Here is a 22,510-nt window from a genome sequence, read left to right on the forward strand (position 1 = left end):
CCGCCTCGCGGAAGGAACGGCCATGCAACGGAATCGCGGCTACGCGATCTACCTGATCCCCGGCGTGATCGCCTCGCTCGCGGTGATCGTCGTGCCGCTGGTCATGACGGTCTATGTCAGCTTCACCAAGTGGACCGGTGTGGGCAGTCCCCGCTGGGTCGGCTTCGACAACTACACCCGGCTCTTCTCGGACACCCTGTTCTGGCAGTCGTTCGGGCACATCGCGCTGCTCATCCTCGCCATGGCAGTGGTGCCCACGCTGCTCGGGCTCTTCCTCGCGGCGGTGCTCTTCGACTACGTCGCGAAGCACTTCGGTGACCGCTGGGCCGGCGCCCTGCGCTCCGGTTACTACCTGCCGCAGGTGCTGCCGGTCGCGGTGACCGGCATCGTCTGGGGCTGGATCCTGCACCCGGATTACGGCGCCCTCAACAAGATCTTCGAGTCGATCGGCCTGGGCGGGCTCACCCGCAACTGGCTCGGCGACCCGGACTACGCGCTCTACAGCGTGATGGCCGTGATGATCTGGTTCCAGCTCGGCTACCCGATCGTCATGTTCATGTCCGGCCTGTCGCGGATCAACCCGGAGCTCTACGAGGCGGCCGATCTGGACGGCGCGAGCTGGTGGCAGCGCTTCCGCCGGATCACCGTCTACATGATCCGGCCCGAGTTCTACGTCGTCATGATCACGACGACGATCGCGGCCCTGAAGATCTTCGGGCAGGTCTTCGTGCTGACCCGGGGCGGCCCGAGCAACGCGACACTGGTCCCGTCCTACTTCGCCTACAAGAACTTCTTCGAGAAAGCCCAGGTCGGGTACGGGTCGGCGATCTCCACGGTGCTGACCGTGCTGATCATCGTGCTCGCGTTCGTCTTCCTGCGGCTCCAGCACAGGGCGGAGGAGTCGAAGTGACTGTCGTTGCCACGCCGGCTGACACCCGTACCATCGAGAAGGGGTCGCCGAAGGCGGCCAAGCACCGCAACCCGGTGCGATTCGGCGTGCTCGCCGCCCTCGTGGTCCTGCTCCTGCTCATGGTCGGACCGCTCCTCGTGGTGGCGATCAACGCGGTGAAGAGCCCGGCGGAATACGCCGGAAGCGGGCCGCTGTCGATTCCGACCCACCTCTACTGGGACGGCGTCGTCGACTTCTGGAACCGGGTCAATTTCGGTCAGAAGCTCTGGAACAGCTTCATCACCAGCCTGACCGTCGCGGTCCTCGGCGTGGTGCTGAGCATCCTGAACGCCTACGCCCTCGGTATCGGCCGGGTGAAGGGCCGCGTCTGGTTCCTGGTGTTCTTCCTGGTCGCGAACCTGCTGCCGCAGGAGGTCCTGGTCTACCCGCTGTACTACATCGGGAAGGAGATCGGCCTCTACGACAACCTCATCTCGATCATCATCATCTTCACGGTGATCCAGAGCGCGTTCGGAACCTACCTGCTCACCTCGGTCTACTCGGAGTTCCCGCGCGAGCTGCTGGAAGCCGCATCGATCGACGGCGCCGGCCGGTGGCGGACGCTGTGGCGGGTCGTCGTCCCGGTCAGCCGGCCGACCCTCGCGGTGCTCTTCACGTTCTTCTTCATCTGGACGTGGAACGAGTTCTTCCTGCCGCTGATCTTCCTGATCTCCAACGACAACCAGACCGTCCCGGTCGCGCTCGGCGTGCTCCAGGGCGACCGGATGATGGACGCCACCACGACCAGCGCCTCCGCGCTGATCGGCATCCTGCCCGCGATGCTCTTCTTCCTCCTCTTCCAGCGGACCCTCACGCGCGGCATCGCCGCCGGCGCCATCAAATGATCGTTTGCAAAGGACACGCATGAAGTTCACCGACGGCTATTGGCGCAAGCGGGACGGCCTGACCGTGCTGCACCCCGCGCACTACCTGGACAGCTCGGCCGCTCCGGACTCGCTCACCGTCTATGCCGCGGTCAGGCCGGTCCGGCAGCGCGGTGACACCCTGAACGCGCCGCTGATCACTGTCACGCTCACCGCGCCGGCGCCGGACGTCATCCGGGTGACCATCGACCACTTCCAGGGCGGCGTGGAGAAATATCCGAATTTTTCGGTGGAATCGTCTCCGGTCGACCCGGCTGTCGACGCTGTCTCGCTCACCTCGGGCGCCCTGACCGCCCGGTTCCGGGACGGCGAGGAGTGGGGACTCGACTTCCTGGCCGACGGCAAACGGATCACCGGCAGCGGCTGGAAGGGCATGGGCGTCGTCGACACCGCCGACGGCCGTTCCTACGTCCACGAGCAGCTGGACCTCGGCGTGGGGGAGACCGTCTACGGGCTCGGCGAGCGCTTCGGGCCGCTGGTCAAGAACGGTCAGAGCATCGACGTCTGGAACGAGGACGGCGGCACCAGCAGCGAGCAGGCGTACAAGAACGTCCCGTTCTACTTCACCACCGGCGGCTACGGCGTCCTCGTCGACCACCCCGGCAAGGTCTCCTTCGAGGTCGCCTCGGAGATGGTGTCCCGCACCCAGTTCAGCGTCGCCGGGCAGAGCCTGTCGTACCTGGTCATCCACGGGCCGACGCCGGCCGACGTGATCCGCAAGTACACCGCGCTGACCGGCCGCCCCGCGCTGCCGCCGGCCTGGTCGTTCGGGCTCTGGCTGAGCACGTCGTTCACCACCTCGTACGACGAGGACACGGTGAACAAGTTCATCGACGGGATGGCCGAGCGCGACCTGCCGCTGAGCGTGTTCCACTTCGACACGTTCTGGATGCGCGAGTTCTCCTGGTGCGACTTCGAGTGGGACACCCGGACCTTCCCGGACCCGCCGGGCATGCTCAAGCGGCTGGCCGGCCGGGGGCTCAAGGTGTGCCTCTGGATCAACCCGTACATCGCGCAGCGGTCCCCGCTGTTCGCCGAGGCCCGGTCGCGGGGCTTCCTGGTGCGGCGTGCCAACGGTGACGTGTTCCAGTGGGACCTGTGGCAGGCCGGGATGGGCCTGGTCGACTTCACCAATCCGGCGGCGTGCGCGTGGTACGCCGACAAGCTCCGGAATCTCGCTCATATGGGCGTCGACGCCTTCAAATCCGACTTCGGGGAGCGCGTCCCCACCGATGTGGTGTGGCACGACGGCTCCGACCCGGAACGGATGCACAACTACTACACCCAGCTCTACAACAAGGTCGTCTTCGACGTGCTCCGGGAGGTCAAGGGCGAGGGTGAAGCGGTGCTCTTCGCCCGCTCGGCCACGGTCGGCGGCCAGCAGTTCCCGGTGCACTGGGGCGGCGACAACTCCAGCACCTACGAGTCGATGGCGGAGAGCCTGCGCGGCGGCCTTTCGCTGATGTCGTCCGGGTTCGGTTTCTGGAGCCACGACATCGGCGGCTTCGAGGGCATGCCGGATCCGGCGGTGTTCAAGCGGTGGATCGCGTTCGGTCTGCTGTCCTCGCACAGCCGGTTGCACGGCAGCACCTCGTACCGGGTGCCGTGGAACTTCGACGAGGAGTCGTCGGACGTCCTGCGGACCTTCACGCACCTGAAGTACAGCCTCATGCCGTACCTGTTCACCGCGGCCCGCGAGGCGCACGAGACCGGCCTGCCGGTGATGCGCCCGATGGTCCTCGGGTTCCCGGACGACCCGGCCACCGCCTACCTCGACCGTCAATATCTGCTCGGCCCCGACCTGCTGGTCGCCCCGGTCTTCAGCACGTCCGGCGAGGTCCGCTACTACGTCCCGGCCGGCCGCTGGACCAGCCTCCGCACCGGCGAGGTCGTCGAAGGCCCGCGCTGGGTCACCGAGACACACGGGTTCGACAGCGTCCCCCTGCTGGTCCGCCCCGGCGCGGTCATCCCGATCGGCGCCCGCGTCGACCGTCCCGACTACGACTACCGCGACGGCGTGACACTGCGGCTCTTCGAGCCAATTGCCGAGGGTACGGGGTCAGTCGCGGTACCCGGCCCGGAAGGAGCGACCACCACCTTCACCATCACGGGGCAAAGCAGAACACTGACGATCACCCGCTCCGGAGCAGCCCTGCCCTGGAACGTGCAGCTGGGTTCCACGGTCACGGAGATCCCCGCTGACCAGGACACCTGCACCCTCACCACCGAGTGACAGCCCCACGACCGGCGGCGCCCCGAGACGCCGCCGGTCGTCGCGGGGACCGGTGCTCGGGGGAGCCACCGCTCGCCCGGCCCTCGGCCCCGGCCCCTCGGCGCCCCCGGCCCCTCGGCCCCCGGCCCCTCGGCCCTCGGCCCCGGCCCCTCGGCCCTCGGCCCCTCGGCCCCTCGGCCCCCTGGCCCCCGGCCCCCCCGCGAACCGTCCACGATCGGCCGAGTGAGCACGGGTGAGGGCACACGCAACAGGTCCGTGTGTCCTCACCCGTGCCAGGGCAAAGACGTCGGCACACGGACGGCTACCGTCCGACCTGACCCGCGCCGATCCACGTTTGCGTGCGCCCTGATCCGCGCCGGTCCACGCTTGCGTGCGCCCTGATCCGCGCCGGTCCACGCTGCGTGCGACCTGGTCTACGCCGGTCCACGCTGCGTGCGGCCTCGCCCACGCCGATCCGCGCTGCGTGCGTCCTGATCCACGCCTGCGCGGGCTTGCGTGTGTTTCCGCCTGCAGCGACACGCGATTCGCGCGTCGCCACGGATGCCGGCATCCGGGGTGGCGGCGGGGCGGTCCCGCCGTCACGGAGGGGAGTGGTCTGTCGCGCTCGGGTCGGCCCAGAGGGCGTTCAGGCGGGGGACGAGGTCGGGCCGCTGGCGGGCGACGCGGGTGATCAGGTCGTCGAGCGCTTCGCGGCTGCGGACCTCCGGCACGGTGGGGACCGGCAGACCCAGCTCATGCAGGCGGCACAGGGCATCGGCGGCCAGCACGGCGTCGAGAGTGGCGGGGGCCGCGCGGAAGTAGAGCCGGACGAGGCTGGACAGTTCCTCGTCGGCCTCGCGGCTGCCCCGGCCGAGGAACGCGAGCGCACAGCGGCAGATCTCCGGCGCCAGGCTCACCGTCTCCCGGAACGGCGCCAGCACCCGCACGGCCAGCTCCGGTTTCACCTGGCGGTCGACGGTGAGGCGTTCGAGCAGCATGGCGCCGAACCGGGGCTCCTTCTTCGCGGCCCGGGCGGCGTACATCAGGTAGGTGCCTTTCGATGGGCTCACCCACAACCGGTGCAGCAACAGGGCGAGCGACTCGGCGGGTTCGCCGGGCACCCGGTAGAAGCCGCCGACGCTCCCCGGCAGGGTCTCGAACACGGGCGCCATGGCATGGTGCATGACGTCGGCGCCGGGGTCGCACTGCAGGTAGGCGCCGCGGCGCAGGAACTCCTCGCGGTACTCCAGGTATCCGCTGGCGTTGTCGGCCTCGAAGTCGAAGGTCCATTTCAGGTCGATCTCCTGCGGTGCCCACTCGGCCTGGAGAGTCAGCCGCACATCCCGGTCGTCACCGGTGCGCAGACGTTCCAGCAGCAGCGTGAGAACCAGCGTGTTCCATCCGTCGGTGGACAGCTGGGAGCGCCACAGCAGGACCAGGCGGTGCCACGCCTCGACGGGGGCCGACGTCCCGAACAGCTCGCTCGCCCGGGCCTCTCCGGCCGAGGTGAGGATCAGGAGCAGAAGGTTGGCGCGGTACGCGGCGTACCGGGCCGGCTCGCCCAGGGACTGCGGCCGGTACTCGGCGAACCGCGGCCCGGGCGTGGTGTGGTGGACGCCGCGGAACAGGCGGATCAGCAGGTCGGGGAGGGGACCGGGCCGGGCGGGCACCAGCATCTCGGACAGGAAGTCCAGGATCGGCGCGCGGATGCTGAGCGGCTGGAACGAAAGCAGCGCCCGCAGCAGGTCGTCCTCGGCCTGGCCGCCGTCGAACGACAGCGTCGACGCCTGCTCCTTCGCGGCCATGTCGCGCAGCACCTGGACGGTCAGACGGGCTACCAGGAATTCGCCGAAGGTGGCGTGCAGGAACTCGTACGTCTGCAATCGGGTCTCGTCGCGCCCGGCCCGCGCCTGATGGATGAAGAAGAACCGGCCGAGCGTCAGCTCGGCGGCGCTCAGCGCGACACGCAGCCCGGTGTCCGGCGCGGGCCGCGCCGGGCCGCAGATGGGCAGCGCCGTGAGGTCCGCCTCCAGATCGCTCTCGGTCACCCATTGAGCGGCACGGTTGAACATCGCGAACGCGACCACGGACAGGCGGCGCAGCTCGTTCTCGACGGCGGCGGTCAGGTCCCGGTCCGGCAGCCCAGGGCGGAGTTTGGCGATCTCGCGAACGGCGAAGCTGCGGAGCAGTTGCTCGTAGAGTTCGTGGGCGCGCAGGTCGCCGCCCCGGCGCTGCAGGGCGTTGCCGTCCGCGTCGTAGAGGGCCAGCATCAGCAGCAACAGCGGCTGCTCGGCGAGGGCGCGGTGGGCCAGGGCGGTCGCCGCGCTCAGGGGTGTGATCCGCCGGGCGGCGAAGTTGCCGGCGTTGACGGTGTTCCAGATGCTCAGCCAGGTGGTGACCTGCTGGTCGTCGAACGGCTCCAGGCGCAGCGCGACGGTTCCGGCCGGGGGACGGGCCCGGTCGGCGACAGCGGTCCGGCTGGTCACGACGATCGCGACCGGACGGTGCTGTTCGGCCTCGCGACGCTGGAACATGGCGATCCGGTTCAGGTAGTCGGTCTGGCTCACCCCGGCGGCCTGCAGCAGCTCGTCGAAACCGTCCAGCAGGATCACCGGCATGGCGTCGCCGGCGCTGCGGGACAGGGCGGGCCATTCGACGCGTTCTCCGGTGGCCTGGCGTATCCCGTACTCAATCTGGGTTTGCAGGTCTTCGGTGGCCGGGGTGTCCCGCAGCACGACCCGGATCGGCAGGAAGTCGGCGGCCGGCAGGCGGGCGGCGAGCACCTTGGTGAGCACCGACTTGCCGGACCCCGGCTGGCCGAGGACGAGCAGGGGAGCGCGGATCGCGTGTGGATTGGTGAGGTGGCCGATCAGGAAGTCCGGCAGGTCGTCCCGGATCGGGACGCCGTCCCACCAGGACTCGTCGCTGACCCGGGTGGAGGGCTGCACGTCGGCCACCCGGTAGCGGTGCGGGAGATAGGCGTCCTCCAGCCAGGGCACGTCGAGTCCCTCGGGTATGTCGCCGGACTCCACCACCGGCCGGCGCAGCTCCGCTCTTCTCGATGGCGGTGACGACCTTGCTGTCCGTGCCGCCGAGCAGCCGGACGGCGTCCAGATAACTGAGGGACCGCGACATCGCTCCATTCTGGCGGCGTTCTGCTAAGTTACCCGCAGGTAACTTCAAGGGAGGGTCAACCATGACCACGCTGGAGCGACACGGCGACGTCTTCGTCCTCGACCTCGGGGGCAGCGAGAACCGATTCCACCCCGACTGGATCGCCGCGGTGAACGGCCATCTCGACGAGGTGACGAAGGCGGACAGCCCGGCGGCGCTTGTCACCACCGCGACCGGCAAGTTCTTCTCGAACGGCCTCGACCTGGACTGGCTCGGCGCCAGCGGCGCGGACTTCGGTGACTACGTGGCCGACGTGCACGCGCTCTTCGCCCGGGTGCTCGCGCTGCCGGTGATCACCGTGGCGGCGCTGCAGGGACACACGTTCGCGGCCGGCGCGATGCTGTCGCTGGCCCACGACTTCCGGGTGATGCGCGCCGACCGTGGTTTCTGGTGCCTGCCGGAGGTGGACATCGAGATCCCGTTCAGCCGGGGCATGTCGGCGCTGATCCAGGCCCGGCTCACGCCGCAGACCGCGCACGAGGCGATGACCACGGGCCGTCGGTACGGCGGCGCCGACGCCCAGGCGGCCGGCATCGTGGACCGGGCGGTCGGTGAGGAGGCGGTCCGGGCCACGGCGATCGAGATCGCCACGGCCAACGCGGCGAAGGCCGGTCAGACCCTTTCCACGATCAAGGAGCGGATGTACGCGTCAGCGCTGGCCACCCTCCGCGACCGGGAGAACGCCCTCACCTGAGCGGCCAGCGCCGACGGCCGACCGGGAGACCCGCTCACCTGAGCGGTCAGCGCTGGTAGGCGTCGGGGACGCCGTCCGCGTCGTCGTCGGCCGCCTCCTGCTCGCACAACCGGCGGTAGTGCCGGTTGCGCACGCGCAGGAGGACGGCCGCCAGCAGCACCGCGAGCAGCGAACCGGCGAGCACCCCGATCTTCGCTTCCTCGTCGAGCGGCGTGCCGGAGCCGTAGGCGAGCTCGCTCACCAGCAGCGACACGGTGAAGCCGACGCCGCCGAGCAGGCCCAGCCCGAGCACGTCCCACCAGCTCAGCCCCTCGGCCAGTTGGGCCCGGGTGAAGCGCTGCACCAGCCAGGTCGAGCCGAGGATGCCGAGCGGCTTGCCGATCACCAGGCCGAGGACCGCGGCGAGCGTGACGGCCGCGCCCAGGCCGGCCCCGCCGCCGACCGTGACGCCGGCCGCGAAGAACGCGAAGATCGGGACGGCGAACCCGGCCGAGATCGGCCGCCACCGGTGCTCGAAGCGGTGTGCCAGGTCGACGCCGCCCCGGCCGCGCACCGGCACGGTGAAGGCGAGCAGCACGCCGGCGACGGTGGCGTGCACCCCGGACGCGTGCACCAGCACCCAGGCGGCCAGGGCGAGCGGCATGACCAGCCACCAGCGGGTCACCCCGCGCTGCACGAGCACGCCGAACGCGGCGATCACCACGAACGCCAGCAGCAGCGGCAGCGGGTGCAGCCCGGCGGTGTAGACGATCGCGATGATCAGGATGGCGAACAGGTCGTCGACGACGGCGAGGGTGAGCAGGAACGTGCGCAGCGCGCCGGGCAGGTGGGTGCCGATCACCCCGAGCGCGGCCAGCGCGAACGCGATGTCGGTGGCGGTCGGCACCGCCCAGCCTTCCATGCCGTCGCCGCCGCGGGCGCCGATCACCGCGAGATAGATCAGCGCGGGCACGATCATGCCGCCGATCGCGGCCGCCACCGGCAGCGCGGCCCGGCGCGGATCCCGCAGGTCACCGGCGACGAACTCGTGCTTCAACTCCAGCCCGGCGACGAAGAAGAAGATCGCCAGCAGCCCGTCCGCGGCCCAGGCGGCCAGGGAAAGATTGAGGTGCAAAGCCTCCGGGCCGACCCGGAACGCCGCCAGATCCTGGTAGAAGTCTTTCCATGGGGAGTTCGCCCAGGCCAGAGCCAGCACGGTCGCGCCGAGCAGCAGCACGCCACCGACGGTCTCGGCACGCAGGACCTCGGCGATGCGGCGAGCCTCGGCCCAGGTGCCGAGCGAGAGCAGGCGGTTCGGTGCCGGCATGGGAAGACCTCCATCGGGTACGGCGGAGCGCATTGCCGACCAGGCTTCCCGGCACACCTGGCTCTTACTTTACGAGACAGTCATCTTGCCGCCGACGCTTCCGGTCCGAGTCGGTGGGTAACGTGCCCTTCAGAGGAGGGACCAAAGACCCATGCTGAGTAGATCTTGGACAGATACGTTGATCGTGACAAGTCAGGACTCTGGCGACATCATTCGAGAGGAATGACCGTGACCGCCGTTTCGGAGAACCGAGCCAGCGCGCTCGACCATGACGAACTCGTGCGCAAGCTGGCGGCACCTGACGATAGCGAGGTCGCGGGCCTCGACGCCTGGTGGCGGGCGAACAACTATCTGACCATCGGTCAGATCTATCTTCAGGGCAATCCGCTGCTGAAGGAGCCGCTCGCCACCGAGCACATCAAGCCCCGCCTGCTCGGGCACTGGGGGACCAGCCCCGGGCTCTCGTTCATCTACGCCCACGTCTCCCGTCTGATCAAGATGACCGGTCAGCAGGCGATCTACCTCGCCGGACCGGGCCACGGCGGGCCCGCCCTGGTCGCCGCCGGCTACCTGGAAGGCACGTACTCCGAGGTCTACCCGAAGGTGGGCCAGGACGAGGCCGGCCTGCTGCGCCTGTTCCGCCAGTTCTCCAGCCCCGGTGGCATCCCCTCGCACGTGTCGGTGACCACCCCCGGCTCGATCCACGAGGGCGGCGAGCTCGGTTACGTGCTCGTCCACGCGTTCGGCTCGGTGATGGACAACCCCGACCTGCTCAGCATCGCCGTGGTCGGCGACGGCGAGGCCGAGACCGGTCCGCTCGAGGGCTCCTGGAAGGGCATCTCGTTCATCAACCCGGCGCACGACGGCGCGGTGCTGCCGATCCTGCACCTCAACGGTGCCAAGATCGCCGGCCCCACCGTGCTGGCCCGCAAGGACCCGGCCGAGGTCCGCAAACTTCTTGAGGGCCATGGGTACGAGGTCATCGAGGTGGGCGGGGACGACCTGCCCGGCATGCACCACCGGTTCGCGCAGGCGCTCGCCGAGGCCTGGGGCAAGATCCGCGCGATCCAGAACGCGGCACGTGGCGGCGACTGGGACGGCAAGCGCCCGCACTGGCCGCTGATCATCATGCGCACGCCGAAGGGCTGGACCGGACCCGAGAAGATCGACGGCATCACCGTGACCGGCACCTGGCGGTCGCACCAGGTTCCGCTCTCCGGTGTGCGGGACAACGCGGATCACCTCCGGGAACTGGAGACGTGGCTCCGCTCGTACCGTCCGGAGGAGCTTTTCGATTCCTCCGGCGCACCGGTGCAGCTGATCAAGGATCTGGCGCCCGACGGCGACCTGCGGATGAGCGCCAGCCCGCACGCGAACGGCGGCGTGCTCACCCGTGACCTGGACCTGCCGGACTTCCGCGACTACGCGGTCGACGTGAAACGGCCGGCACAGGGCCGCGCCGAGTCGACCCGCAAGCTCGGCGAGATGATGCGCGACATCTACACGCGCAACGGCGACCGGTTCCGGCTGTTCTGCCCGGACGAGACGAACAGCAACCGGCTCGGCGCGGTCTTCGAGGTCTCCGACCGTGGTTTCATGGAGTCGGTCACCGGTGACGACGTGAAGATCAGCAACGAGGGCCGGGTCATGGAGGTGCTCTCCGAGCACAACTGCCACGGCTGGCTGGAGGGCTACAACCTCACCGGGCGGCACGGCATGTTCGCCACGTACGAGGCGTTCGCCATGGTCAGCGCCTCCCAGACGATCCAGCACGGCAAGTGGCTGCAGGAGGCCTCGCACCTGCCCTGGCGGGCCAAGGTGCCGAGCCTGAACATCCTGCTCACCTCCACGGCCTGGCGCAACGACCACAACGGCTTCTCGCACCAAGGCCCCGGCCTGATCCAGAACGTGCTGACCCAGCGCGGCGACGTGGCCCGGGTCTACCTGCCGCCGGACGCGAACACGCTGCTCTCGGTCGCCGACCACTGCTTCCGGTCCCGCTCGTACATCAACCTGATCGTGATCGACAAGCAGCCCCAGTTGCAGTGGCTCGACATGGACGCGGCGATCGAGCACTGCCGCCGGGGCGCCGGGGTCTGGGAATGGGCCGGCACCGACGACGGCACCAGCGACCCGGACATCGTCCTGGCCTGCGCCGGCGACGTCGTGACGATGGAGACCGTCGCGGCCGCGCAGATCCTCAAGGAGAGGCTGCCCCGGCTCAACGTTCGTGTGGTCAACGTGGTCGACCTGATGACGCTGTCCCGGCCCAAGGATCACCCGCACGGGATGAGCGAAACGCTCTTCCGGGAGCTCTTCACCGATCACGTCGACGTGGTGTTCTCGTTCCACGGATACCCGGGCGCCATTCACCAGCTGGTGCACGGCCGGCCGGACGCCGACCGGTTCCGGGTGCGCGGCTTCATCGAGCAGGGCACCACGACCACCCCGTTCGACATGACCGTCCGCAACCGCGCGTCCCGCTACCACCTGGTGATGGACGCGATCAACAACGCCCGGCGCCTGCCGACCGGGGCCACCGAGCTCAAGGCCTGGTGCGAGTCGCAGTTGGAGCGCCACGATCGGTACGTCGTGGAGCACCTGGAGGACATGCCCGAGGTGCGTGACTGGTCGCTCGAGGACTGGGCCGAGAGCTGATCCGTTGATCTTGTGAAGTGGGATATTCCACTCCGGAGTGCGCGACTCTGCGCGTTTCCGGGGTGGAATTCTCACATTCACGCGCGTAAGCGCACCTGCTCTCCTATGAATCTTTTGCAATGACGTGTCTCACCCTTTTAATCAACGGCCGGGTTACGCGAAAGTGAGGGGAGCACAACACCCGTCGCTCGACGATGAGGAAGGGGACCCCTCTATGGCCGCCACGCTGAGCCCTTGGCCGACGACCCGGCAGGGCGCGAAGGACCACGCGGTTATCACACTGCAGTTCCTGTTGCTGGCCCACGGTCACACCGTCACGGTGGACGGTGTATTCGGCGCGCAGACCGGTGACGCGGTACGCGCCTTCCAGTGGGCGAAGAGCCTTCCCGACAACGGTGTGGTCTGCCCGGCGACGTGGGAGGCACTGATCGTCGAGGTGCGGCCGGGCGCGCAGGGAAGCGCGGTCCGCGGGTTGCAGCGGGAATTCGCGACCGAGGTGGACGGGGTCTACGGCCCGGAGACCGAGAAGGCGGTCCGGGAGTTCCAGCAGAGCGCGGCGATTCCCGCTGACGGGGTGGTCGGGGCCAGGACGTGGCGGGCGTTGGTCACCGGAGTGAACACCGCCGGACTCCAGCAGGCCGCCTGACCCGCCGCCCTCCTCACCGGAGTTTCCCACGGCGGTGGCGCGGCGCGGCGGGCGGTGACGGTTCGGTGGCGGGCTACCGGTCGGGGCGGCGCGACGCCAGCGCCGCCACCGGGTCGAAGCCGAACGGCAGCTCCAACCGGTGCGACTCCATCAGCGCGCGATCCGACAGCAGCTCCACCGTCGGGCCGTCGGCCACCAGGCGGCCGTCGTCGAGGATCACCGAGCGGGGGCACAGCTCCAGCGCGTACGGCAGGTCGTGGGTCACCATCAGCACCGTGACCGGCAGCGATTCCAGGATCTCGGCCAGTTCGCGGCGGCTGGCCGGGTCGAGGTTGGACGACGGCTCGTCGAGGACCAGGATCTCGGGGCGCATCGCGAGGACCGTGGCGACCGCGACGCGGCGGCGCTGGCCGAACGACAGGTGGTGCGGCACCTGGTCGCGGTGCGCGGACATGCCCACCGCCGCCAGGGCCTCGTCGACACGATCGTCGAGTTCGGTACCCCGTACCCCCATGTTCGCCGGACCGAAAGCGACGTCCTCCGCGACCGTGGGCATGAAGAGCTGATCGTCCGGATCCTGGAAGACGACGCCGACCCGGCGGCGGATCTCGGCGATCGCGGCGCGGTCGCCGGGCGTGACCGGCAGTCCGGAGACCTCCACGCGCCCGGCCCCGCCGTGCAGGATGCCGTTGAGGTGCAGGACCAGCGTGGTCTTGCCGGCGCCGTTCGGCCCGAGCAGCGCGACCCGCTCGCCCGGCGCCAGGGTCAGATCAACCCCGCGCAGCGCTTCGCGCCCATCAGGGTACGAGAAATGCAGTCCCGTGATCCGCAGAGCGTCCATGTCGATCATGTTAGGACCAGGCCGGCGACGGCGATTCCGGCGGCGGCGACGGGGAGGGTGGCGCTGACCGCCCACTCTCGCAAAACCGCGGGCGCTCCGGTGGTCTGCGGCAGGCGGCCGGTGTACCCGCGCGACAGCATCGCCAGATAGACCCGTTCGCCGCGCTCGTAGGAGCGCAGGAACAGCGCGCCGACGCCGACCGCGAACGCCTTGGCCTGCCAGAGGAAGCGCGGGTCGTAGCCGCGGGAGAGCCGGGCGATCCGCATCCGGCGCGCGTCGTCGGCGAGCACGTCGATGTAGCGCAGCATGAACGTCATGATCTGGGTGAAGATCGGCGGGGTGCGCAGCCGGTCCAGGCCGATGACCAGGTCGCGCATCGTGGTGGTGGCGGCGAGCAGCAGGGAGGCGAGGACGCCGAGGGTGCCCTTCGCGAAGATGTTCCACGCGCCGTAGAGGCCGTCGACCGAGAGCGACAGGCCGTGCCAGTCGACCCGCTCGCCGTGCCCGGCCAGCGGCAGCGCGATCGCGAGCAGCACGAACGGCAGTTCGATGGTGGCACGCTTGGCGAGCCAGAGGGCGGGCACCCGGGCCAGGACCGCGACCGCGGCGATCAGCAGCGCGTAACCGCCGAACGCCGCGAACTCGGTGCGCGGGGTGACCACCACGACCACGGTGAACAGGACCACCGCGACGATCTTGACTTCGGGTGAGAGGCGGTGGAGCGGGCTGTCCCGGTCGAGGTGGAGGGTGCCGTTCATCGATGCGCGGGCCGGCGCCGGAGCAGCCAGAACAGGCCGCCGCCGATCCCGAAGGTGATCAGCACGCCGAGCACGCCGGACAGGCCGGTCGACAGGTATTCGTTGTCGATGCCCTTGATGCCGTAGTCGGCGAGCGGGCTGTCGCCGAGCTGGTGCTCGCCCTCTTTCTGGGCCATGCAGGTGCCGCCGGTGATCTCGTCGTCGGCGTTGAACGTGCAGCCCTCGCGGGCCGCGTAGTCCAGGCCGTCCGGGCTGCCGGAGGCGAAGCTGGACACGACGCCGGCCAGGAGCAGGGCGACGAGCAGGCCGCTGATCACGAAGACCTTCTTGCTCATGCCTTCACCACCTGGGGGGACGCGGTGCGGAAGTGCCGGAGGGCGTGGACGAGGTCGGGGCGGACCCGGGCGACGGTCACCACCGTGGTCGCGGCGATCAGGCCCTCACCGATGCCGATCAGCACGTGCACACCGGCCATCGTGCCGGCGATCGCGCCGATCGACAGCTCGGTGGTGCCGCCCAGCGCGTACTCCAGGACGAAGCCCATCGAGGCGACGACGACGCCGACGACCGAGGCGATGAACGCGGTGGCGCCGAGCCCGCGGGGATTGCGTGGCAGCACCCGCAGCAGCGCGGCGACCAGCACGTACGCCGCCGCGGTGCCGATCAGTGCCATGTTCGTGATGTTCAGCCCGATGGCGGTCAGGCCACCGTCCGCGAAGAGCAGGCACTGCACGATCAGCACTGTCGCGACGCAGAGCGCGCCGACCCACGGGCCGACCAGGATGACGGCGAGGGTGCCCCCGAGCAGGTGGCCGGAGACGCCCGGCAGCACCTGGAAGTTGAGCATCTGCACGGCGAAGATGAACGCCGCGACCAGGCCTGCCATCGGCGCGAGCCGGTCGTCCAGGTCGGTCTTCGCCCTCGTGACGCAGAGCGCCAGGCCCGCGACGGCGACGACTAGGAAGATCGCTGAGACGGGACCGTTGATGATCCCGTTGGCGATGTGCATCGCCTGTGTGTCCATGCCGGAAGCATATTGGGCGAACTCTGCTGTTGCATATCCCTGGCAACTAGCCGGGTGGTGATCCTCACTCCGCGATCACGTCGCGGACGTCGCGGCGCGGCGAGGGGTGGCCGGGACGTCCGTACCCGATCCGGATCGCCATCTGCGGGAAGCCGGTCCGCCCGAGGGAGCGGCGCAACTGGTCGCGCGCCGGAATCACCTCGATCGGCTGGGAGATCAGCGACGCGGCCAGCCCGGCGTCGGTGACCGTGAGCAGCACGTTCTGCAGCGCCTGCCCGGCGACCACCTGGTCCAGTTTCCGGTCGCTCGGCGTGCCGAGGATGCCGATCAGCGGCTCCGGCTCGTAGTCGCGGCCCGGTCCGCGCCGGCGCTGCGCGAACGCCCGCTGCGGGATCAGGTCCTGCGGCTCGCCGACAGCGGCGCCGACCGCCACCGGCATGCCGTCCAGCGCCTCCGCGGTGTCGGTCCAGGTGATCAGCTCGGCCTGGTAGCGGTCGTCGCGGCGCAGCACCCGGTCGGCGCTGTGCGCGATCTCCGAGAAGCCGGTCAGCGCGGTCATCCCGACCAGCAGGTCCAGCCAGGCGTTCTCCGACTGGGCCGCCTCGATCAGCCGGATCCGCACGTCGGCGGGGACCGGGTCGGGCCAGAACGGGTCCCGGTTGCTGTGCCGGTGCTCGATCGCGGCGTGCCGGTCGCGCTCGGCGTAGGTGGGCGGGCGCTGCCGGCCCGGTGTCAGCCGGGCGATCACCGCGGGATCGTCCGGCGGCAGGAGGCGTACCTCCGCCGGGGTGCCCGCCCAGGCCAGGGCCAGGCGGGCGTTCAGGGTGGCGGCCCCGCAGGCCAGCCGCAGCGCCCAGCCGCTGCGGTCGGCCACCTCCAGCTGCCGGGTCTCGTCGGCGAGCACCTCGATCGCGCCGGCACGCAGGCGGAACGCCCACGGCTGCGTGTTGTGCATCGAGGGGGCCATGATCGCGGCTGCGGCTGCCCGCCGCAGGTCCGAGTCGTCGTAGCGCGTCATCCTCCTACGGTCGCGCGCCGGGCCGCCCGTCGTTAAGGGGCAAAGGTCCCGAGCGGGACGCGCCAGGTGACCAGAGTCCCCCCGCCACCGGGTCGCGGGCCGGCCTCGAAGGCGCCGCCGAGATCGTGGGCCCGCTCGCCCATGTTCACCACGCCGCCCCGGGCCAGCGCCGGGTCCATGCCGACCCCGTCGTCCTCCACCTGCAGGATCAGCTCGCCGTCGGCGACCCGCACCGACACCCGCACGTCGGTGGCGCCGGCGTGCCGGGCCACGTTCGACAGGGCCTCCCGCAGCACCGCGGTCAGCTCCGGCACCACGTCGTCCGGCACCGCGCTCTCCACCGGCCCGGACGTCTCCAGGCTGGGCCGGAACCCGAGCGTGGCGGCCGCGTCGTCGACCGTGTCGCGCAGATCGTTGCGCAGCGTGGCGCCGATCGGCGCGCGCAGCTCGAAGATCGAGCGGCGGATGTCGCGGATCGTGGCGTCCAGGTCGTCGACGGCCGCGTTGATCCGCTTGGCGACGTCCGCGCGGACCGACGGCCCGGCGGCGGCCTGCAGCTGCATGCCGGTCGCGAACAGCCGCTGGATCACCACGTCGTGCAGGTCGCGGGCGATCCGCTCACGGTCCTCCAGGACGGCGAGCAGCTCGCGTTCCTCCTGGGCGCGGGCGCGTTCCAGGGCCAGGGCGGCCTGGCCGGCGAAGGTGGAGAGGACGACCGCGTCCTCGGCGTCCGCCTGGCTGACGATCAGCACGCCCTGCGGCATGTCCCGCCCGGCGAGCGGCGCGGCGAGGGCCGGGCCGGCCGGCACCGGGCCGGGCCACTCGGCGGCGGCCCGCAGATCGTCGAGAAGACCGCCGGGGAAGCTGTCGAAGTCGCCGGCCAGCACCTGCCCGGCCAGGCTCGCGCACGCCGGGTCGGCGCCGTCGGCCACCTCGATGGTGAACCGGGCGTTCTCCTCGTCGTAGAGCAGGACCAGGACGAGCTCGGCGCCGGCGACCTCGCGGGCCCGGCGGGCGATCAGGCGCAGCGCCTCGGTGCGCCGGACCGTGCCGAGCAGCACTCCGGTGATCTCGGCGGCCGCCTCCAGCCAGCGCTGCCGGCGCTGGGCCACCTCGTAGAGCCGGGCGTTGTCGATCGCGACGCTGGCCGCGGCGGCGAGCGCCACCACGATCTCCTCGTCGTCGTCGCTGAACTCGGCGGCCCCGCGCTTCTCGGCGAGGTAGAGGTTGCCGAAGATCCGCTCACGGGTCCGGACGGGCACGCCGAGGAAGCTGTGCATCGGGGGGTGATTCGGCGGGAAACCGTACGAATTGGGGTGTTTGGTGATGTCCGGTAGCCGGACCGGGCGCGGGTCGGTGATCAGCAGGCCGAGGACGCCACGCCCGTGCGGCAGGTCGCCGATCTTCGCGTGCGCCTCGGGCGGGATGCCGTGCGTGACGAAGTCGGAGAGGTGGTCCCGGTCGGGCGCGAGCACGCCGAGAGCGCCGTAGCGGGCGTCGGCGAGCGCGCAGGCCGCCTCGACGATCCGCTGCAGCGTGCTGCTCAGGTCGAGGTCGGTGCCGATGCCGACGACCGCGTCGAGCAGGGCACGCAGCCGCTCCCGGCTGGTCACGATGTCGCCGACCCGGTTCTGCATCTCCTGCAGCAACGCGTCGAGGCGGACCCGGGAGAGCGGGCTCAGGCCGAGCGAGGGGGTCGAGGCGTCGGACACGGACCGAGGCTACCGCCGCGTGCCCATCGGCGGCGCGGGACCTATGGCCCTAGGTGCTCGGGCCACCCGGGCGATAGAAATAAGACATGATCCGAGTCTTCCTCCTCGACGACCACGAAGTCGTCCGCCGCGGCCTCGTCGACCTGCTCCAGGCGGGCGGCGACATCGAGGTGATCGGCGAGTCCGGTTCCGCGCGTGAGGCGGCCGCGCGGATCCCGGCGCTCCGCCCCGACGTGGCGGTTCTCGACGCTCGGCTGCCGGACGGCAACGGCATCGACGTCTGCCGCGACGTCCGGGCCGTCGACTCGTCGATCAAGGGACTGATCCTGACCTCGTACGAGGACGACGAGGCCCTGTTCGCCGCGATCATGGCGGGCGCCTCCGGTTACGTGCTGAAGCAGATCCGCGGCACCGACCTGGTCGACGCGGTGCGCCGGGTGGCGGCCGGGCAGTCGCTGCTCGACCCGCAGGTCACCCAGCGGGTCCTGGAACGGATCCGCAACGGCGTGGAGCAGCCGCGCGAGCTGGCGTCGCTGACCGACCAGGAACGCCGGATCCTGGAGCACGTGGCGGAGGGCCTGACCAACCGGGAGATCGCGACGCGGATGTTCCTGGCCGAGAAGACCGTGAAGAACTACGTGTCGAGCCTGCTGGCGAAACTGGGCCTGGAACGGCGCACCCAGGCCGCCGTGCTCGCCACCAAGCTGCTCGGAGACCACAGCCACTAGGTTTCGCACGCGGTGTCCCCGGGGTACTCTCCGCCCGCACATCGGCGACTCCCGGGGTTCTCTGTATGAGTGTGTTGACCGCCCATCTCGACGTTCCGCTGGACCATCGCGCTCCCGGCGCGGCCCGGCGGGCGGTGACAGCGGTCCTCTCCAGCTGGGGCTTCCACGACCCGGACTGGATGGACGAGGCCTCGGTCGTGGTGAGTGAGCTGGTCACCAACGCGGTCCGGCACGGCGGCGGATGCGTCGAGCTGCAGGTGGAGGCACACGAGATGACCGTCGTCGTCTCGGTGGCGGACGGTTCGTCGGTGGTGCCCCGGCGTCGCGACCCGGACGGGGTCGGCGGCCGGGGCATCGCGCTGATCGAGGCGCTCTCCGCCGGCTGGTCGGTGGAGAACTACAAGGGCGGCAAGCGGGTACGGGTCGAGCTGAAGCCGCCGGTCACACCCTGAACCGGTTGGCCGCGTCGCGCAACCGGTCGGCGAGCAGCTGCACGTCCTCCGCGGTCCGCGCGGCCAGCCCGACCGCCTCCCGGCTGGACGCGGTGCTGTGCGCGACGCTGGCGATGTTGTTCGCGATGTCGGTGACGCCGGCCGCCGCCTCGCCGACGCCCCGGTTCATCTCGGCGGTGGTGGCGCTCTGCTCCTCGACCGCGGACGCGATGGTGGTCTGGAACTCGCTGATCTGCTCGATGATCCGGCTGATCTCGTCGATCGCGGTGACGGCCTGCCCGGTGTCGTTCTGGATCGCCTCGACCCGGCGTGAGATGTCCTCGGTGGCCCGGGCGGTCTCCTGAGCGAGATCCTTCACCTCGGACGCGACGACGGCGAAGCCCTTGCCCATCTCACCGGCGCGGGCCGCCTCGATGGTGGCGTTCAGGGCGAGCAGGTTGGTCTGCTCGGCGATCGCGGTGATCGTCTTGATCACGTCGCCGATTTGGGCGGACGACTCGCCGAGCCGGTTGATCGTGGAGCTGGTGGCGGAGGCCGCGCCGACCGCCTCGGAGGCGACCCGCGCCGCGTCGGCGGCGTTGCGGGAGATCTCGCCGATCGCCGAACCCATCTCGGTGGAGCCGGCGGCGACCGTGTTGACGTTGCCGGAGACCCCGGCGGCACTGGTGGCGGCGAGCCCGGCCTGCTGGTCGGCCTCCGCGATGGCCGCGTCGATCCGCGTGCTGACCTGGCGCATCGTCTGGGAGGCGGCGGTCAGCTGGGCGCCGTTCTCGAGGATCTCCACGACGGTGGCCCGGACACCGGCGACCGCCTCGTCCACGGCCCGGCCCATCTCGGCCATCTCGTCGTCGCCGGTGGTGTCGGCGCGGACCGTGAGGTCACCGGAAGCCATCCCGCGCAGAGCCGCGACCAGGCGGGTCACCGGCCCGACGACGCTGCGGGTCACCGCGATGGAGAGGATGATCGCGGCCAGGACGGCAAGAACGAAGACCACGATCATCGTGGTACGGACGAACGACGCCTCGTCCTGCTCGTCCGTCGCCGCGTCGTCAGTCCGCGCGGTGATCGACGCGATCAGGGTGTCGGTGCCCTCAACGATCTTGTAGTACGCGTCGTACCCGCTGCCCAGGATGAGCGCGTTGGCCTCGTCGATGTCGCCGGCGTCGAAGAGCGCGACGACCTCGTCGTCGGCCGTCAGATAGTCGTCCCACATGCCGCTGAGGTCGTCGAAGATCGCCCGCTCGTCGCCGGTCATCGCGGCCGTGTCGGTCGCGGCGAGCACCTCCTTCAGCGCGGCGACCGAGGTCAGGAAGCCGGCCCGGTTGGCGCTGGTGCTCTCGACGGCCTCCTGCGGGCCGAGCTTGTACGCGTCCCAGGCGTAGGCGATCTGCCACCCGGAGACGTCCGCGTTGTAGAACTTCTGCTGGTAGACCTGGTCCGTGAGCCGCTGCAGCCGGTGCAGCTCCTCGGTGGAGTCCTGCTGCCGGGTCATCCCGACCGCGCCGATGGCGACGGCGACACCGAGCAGCACCAGCACCAGCGTGAAGGCGATGCCGAGCCGCCCGGCCAGCCGAAGCCGTCGCAAGATCCCCATGCCGTCCATCTCCTGCCTCGAACCGGCCGTCGACAGCCCATTCGGCAGGCTCCGGGCGGGACTGAGACGCACCGGGATCAGGCGGGCAGAACCATCCGGACCGTCGTTCCCCGGCCGGTGCCGGGCGATGTGATCGCGAACGAGCCGTCGTGGGCCCGCACGATCCGGTCGACGATGCTGAGTCCCAGCCCGACCCCGGAGACGGCCTGCTCCTGGGCGTGCCGGCCGCGGTAGAACCGGGCCGCCACGTGCGGCAGCTCGTCGGCGGGGATGCCGGCGCCCTGGTCGGCGACCTCGAGACCGGTGTCGAGCACCCGGACCGTCACCGTCGTGCCGGCCGGGCTGAACAGGACCGCGTTGCGGATCAGCTGCTCGGCGGCCTGGCTGAGACGGGTGAAGTCGCCGGAGACCCGTACCCTCCGGTCCGTTGTCTCGATCACGATGCGCACGTCGCGCTGCGTGGCCTCGGCCCGGCAGGCGGCCGCGCCCGCCTCGGCGACCGCGATCAGGTCGGTGCCGCCGCGCAGCAGCGGCAGGGGAGTGGCCTCGGGACGGGTGCCGGCCAGCAGGTGGTCGACCATCCGGATCAGGCGCTCGCCGTTGCGCCGGATCGGCTCGATCATCTTGCGGTACGGCTCCAGCTCCTCGTTGTCGACGAGCAGTTCGAGATAGCCCTGGATCGTGGTGACCGGGGTGCGCAACTCGTGCGAGACGCTCGCGACGAAGTCCTCCTCGCGGCTGACCGCCCGGGACAGCTCGTCGCCGACCTCGGCCAGCAGCGACCGGGCACGAATCGCGGCGAGGTGCCCGGCGGCCTGCCCGGCCATCGTGGTGAGCAGCTCGAGCCGCTGGTCGCCGAGGGTCCGGGGCTGGTCGTCGAGCACGCAGACGGTGCCCAGCACGTGCCCGTCCTCGTCGCGCAGCGGGACGCCGGCGTAGAACCGGATGTGCGGCGCGCCGGTGACGTTCGACCAGGTGCGGTAGACCGGGTGCTCCCGCGCGTCCGGCACGATCATGGCCACGCCGCTGCTGACCACCTCACCGCAGAACGAGGTGGCGAGCGACTCGTGACCGTCCGGCATGCCGGTGTTGCCGGCGAACCACTGGCGGTCCCGGCCGATCAGCGTGACCATGGACATCGGGGTCTCGAAGAGGGCGCTGGCGAGCCGGGTCAGCTCATCGAGCACCACCGGGCGAGGGGCGTCGAGCAGACGGTAGCTGTCTACCGCCGTCAGTCGGGCGTCGTCGCCGGGTGTGCTCACGTGGTCATCCGTTTCTCCAGGCCGCGGTGGCGGCGCTCCGTCGGGACGTGGCCGGAAGTTCGGCTGTCCGGGACCCGGGCTTGAGGAGTTCGGGACGAACACTTAGTGGATCTTCACGGGTGGCGACAGGTCCTGCGCAGGGAAACTGCGCGCCGGCGTCCAGGCGTTCCCGGCTACCCGGCCCGGCGCTTCGCGTAACCGTCCGCCACCTCGGTGACCGCCCGCTGCGCCGCCGTGACCTCCGTGCGCAGGCGCCGCGCGGTGCTCGCCGGTTCCGGCCGCACCCCGGCGCGGGCGTCCTGCTCGACGCCGGCGCAGAGCGCCGACAGGCCGGCCGCGCCGACGTTCGCGGCCGAGCCCTTCAACGCGTGCGCCAGGTCCCGGAGCTGACCGAGGTCGTCCGCGGCGAGCAGGTCGATCAGCTGACCGGCGAGCTCCGGCGCCCGCGCCGCGAACGCGCGCAGCAGCCGGATCAGCAGATCGAGCTCGTCCGGGCCGGGCTCGCCGCCGGTGACGTCGTCCAGGCGGGCCCGGACCGCCGCCACCCGGGCGTCGTGATCCGCAGGGCGCGATGCTCCCATCCGTCAATGGTGCGCCG

Annotated in this window: 19 protein-coding genes; 8 read left to right on the top strand and 11 right to left on the bottom strand. The window is 70.6% G+C overall.

What is annotated here, in order from left to right; all coding sequences use genetic code 11:
- Window positions 1-22: 22 nt before the first annotated feature.
- The 3 genes from AB0F72_RS29775 to yicI are packed head-to-tail and all read left to right on the top strand — an operon-like array spanning window position 23 to window position 4,066.
- Entirely contained in the window at window positions 23-910 is an 888-nt protein-coding gene (locus AB0F72_RS29775; protein WP_360437785.1) for a sugar ABC transporter permease, read from the top strand.
- On the top strand, window positions 907-1,794 hold the full coding sequence (locus tag AB0F72_RS29780) for a carbohydrate ABC transporter permease (RefSeq protein ID WP_360437788.1): 888 nt from the start codon (window positions 907-909) through the stop codon (window positions 1,792-1,794). Before AB0F72_RS29775 ends, AB0F72_RS29780 begins: the two co-directional genes overlap by 4 nt.
- A gap of 19 nt (window positions 1,795-1,813) precedes the next feature.
- Window positions 1,814-4,066 (top strand): alpha-xylosidase, encoded by a 2,253-nt coding sequence (gene yicI / locus AB0F72_RS29785; RefSeq protein WP_360437791.1) that lies wholly within the window; start codon window positions 1,814-1,816, stop codon window positions 4,064-4,066.
- A 578-nt stretch (window positions 4,067-4,644) separates the two neighbouring features.
- On the opposite strand, the gene AB0F72_RS29790 is transcribed toward yicI, so the two are convergent.
- Window positions 4,645-7,080 carry a hypothetical protein gene (locus AB0F72_RS29790; protein WP_360437794.1) on the bottom strand — a complete coding sequence of 812 codons (2,436 nt, stop codon included), beginning with the start codon at window positions 7,078-7,080 and terminating at the stop codon, window positions 4,645-4,647.
- Window positions 7,081-7,241: 161 nt separating this feature from the next.
- Here AB0F72_RS29790 and AB0F72_RS29795 point away from each other — a divergent pair, with 161 nt between their 5' ends.
- Window positions 7,242-7,913: an enoyl-CoA hydratase-related protein gene (locus AB0F72_RS29795; protein ID WP_360437797.1), complete on the top strand. Its 672-nt coding sequence runs from the start codon at window positions 7,242-7,244 to the stop codon at window positions 7,911-7,913.
- A gap of 46 nt (window positions 7,914-7,959) precedes the next feature.
- Here AB0F72_RS29795 and nhaA read toward each other — a convergent pair whose 3' ends face one another.
- Window positions 7,960-9,219 carry a Na+/H+ antiporter NhaA gene (gene nhaA / locus AB0F72_RS29800; protein ID WP_360437800.1) on the bottom strand — a complete coding sequence of 420 codons (1,260 nt, stop codon included), beginning with the start codon at window positions 9,217-9,219 and terminating at the stop codon, window positions 7,960-7,962.
- A gap of 222 nt (window positions 9,220-9,441) precedes the next feature.
- On the opposite strand from nhaA, the gene AB0F72_RS29805 reads away from it, so the two are divergent.
- Both AB0F72_RS29805 and AB0F72_RS29810 read left to right on the top strand, forming a co-directional pair.
- Window positions 9,442-11,877 carry a phosphoketolase family protein gene (locus AB0F72_RS29805; protein ID WP_360437803.1) on the top strand — a complete coding sequence of 812 codons (2,436 nt, stop codon included), beginning with the start codon at window positions 9,442-9,444 and terminating at the stop codon, window positions 11,875-11,877.
- Window positions 11,878-12,091: 214 nt separating this feature from the next.
- The gene (locus AB0F72_RS29810) at window positions 12,092-12,523 is read left to right on the top strand and encodes a peptidoglycan-binding protein (RefSeq protein WP_360437806.1); all 432 of its coding nucleotides are present in this window, start codon (window positions 12,092-12,094) and stop codon (window positions 12,521-12,523) included.
- 73 nt (window positions 12,524-12,596) lie between these two features.
- On the opposite strand, the gene AB0F72_RS29815 is transcribed toward AB0F72_RS29810, so the two are convergent.
- From AB0F72_RS29815 to AB0F72_RS29840, 6 genes are all read right to left on the bottom strand, one after another.
- On the bottom strand, window positions 12,597-13,373 hold the full coding sequence (locus tag AB0F72_RS29815) for an ABC transporter ATP-binding protein (protein WP_360437809.1): 777 nt from the start codon (window positions 13,371-13,373) through the stop codon (window positions 12,597-12,599).
- Entirely contained in the window at window positions 13,370-14,122 is a 753-nt protein-coding gene (cbiQ, locus tag AB0F72_RS29820) for a cobalt ECF transporter T component CbiQ (protein WP_360437812.1), read from the bottom strand. Before cbiQ ends, AB0F72_RS29815 begins: the two co-directional genes overlap by 4 nt.
- On the bottom strand, window positions 14,119-14,457 hold the full coding sequence (locus tag AB0F72_RS29825) for a PDGLE domain-containing protein (protein ID WP_360437814.1): 339 nt from the start codon (window positions 14,455-14,457) through the stop codon (window positions 14,119-14,121). The genes cbiQ and AB0F72_RS29825 overlap by 4 nt, the downstream gene beginning before the upstream one ends.
- On the bottom strand, window positions 14,454-15,146 hold the full coding sequence (locus AB0F72_RS29830) for an energy-coupling factor ABC transporter permease (RefSeq protein ID WP_360437817.1): 693 nt from the start codon (window positions 15,144-15,146) through the stop codon (window positions 14,454-14,456). The genes AB0F72_RS29825 and AB0F72_RS29830 overlap by 4 nt, the downstream gene beginning before the upstream one ends.
- A 64-nt stretch (window positions 15,147-15,210) precedes the next feature.
- The gene (locus tag AB0F72_RS29835) at window positions 15,211-16,164 is read right to left on the bottom strand and encodes a nitroreductase family protein (protein WP_360437819.1); all 954 of its coding nucleotides are present in this window, start codon (window positions 16,162-16,164) and stop codon (window positions 15,211-15,213) included.
- Between the two features lie 32 nt (window positions 16,165-16,196).
- Window positions 16,197-17,801 (bottom strand): GAF domain-containing protein, encoded by a 1,605-nt coding sequence (locus AB0F72_RS29840; RefSeq protein ID WP_360438002.1) that lies wholly within the window; start codon window positions 17,799-17,801, stop codon window positions 16,197-16,199.
- 161 nt (window positions 17,802-17,962) lie between these two features.
- Between AB0F72_RS29840 and AB0F72_RS29845 the strand changes: the two genes are divergently transcribed.
- Both AB0F72_RS29845 and AB0F72_RS29850 read left to right on the top strand, forming a co-directional pair.
- A complete protein-coding gene (locus AB0F72_RS29845; protein WP_360437822.1) occupies window positions 17,963-18,604 on the top strand; it encodes a response regulator transcription factor in 642 nt (213 codons plus the stop codon).
- Between the two features lie 65 nt (window positions 18,605-18,669).
- Entirely contained in the window at window positions 18,670-19,056 is a 387-nt protein-coding gene (locus AB0F72_RS29850) for an ATP-binding protein (protein WP_360437825.1), read from the top strand.
- Here the strand turns inward: AB0F72_RS29850 and AB0F72_RS29855 are convergent.
- The 3 genes from AB0F72_RS29855 to AB0F72_RS29865 all read right to left on the bottom strand — a co-directional run bounded on the left by AB0F72_RS29855 (window position 19,046) and on the right by AB0F72_RS29865 (window position 22,493).
- Entirely contained in the window at window positions 19,046-20,650 is a 1,605-nt protein-coding gene (locus tag AB0F72_RS29855; protein ID WP_360437828.1) for a methyl-accepting chemotaxis protein, read from the bottom strand. The two genes, AB0F72_RS29850 and AB0F72_RS29855, sit on opposite strands and share 11 nt — an antisense overlap.
- 77 nt (window positions 20,651-20,727) lie before the next feature.
- Complete coding sequence (locus AB0F72_RS29860) at window positions 20,728-21,912, bottom strand: GAF domain-containing sensor histidine kinase (RefSeq protein ID WP_360437831.1); 1,185 nt, start codon at window positions 21,910-21,912, stop codon at window positions 20,728-20,730.
- A 173-nt stretch (window positions 21,913-22,085) separates the two neighbouring features.
- A complete protein-coding gene (locus AB0F72_RS29865) occupies window positions 22,086-22,493 on the bottom strand; it encodes an Hpt domain-containing protein (protein ID WP_360437834.1) in 408 nt (135 codons plus the stop codon).
- Between the last annotated feature and the right edge of the window lie 17 nt (window positions 22,494-22,510).

The sequence above is a fragment of the Actinoplanes sp. NPDC023936 genome (genome assembly GCF_040639325.1).
Classification (GTDB): domain Bacteria; phylum Actinomycetota; class Actinomycetes; order Mycobacteriales; family Micromonosporaceae; genus Actinoplanes.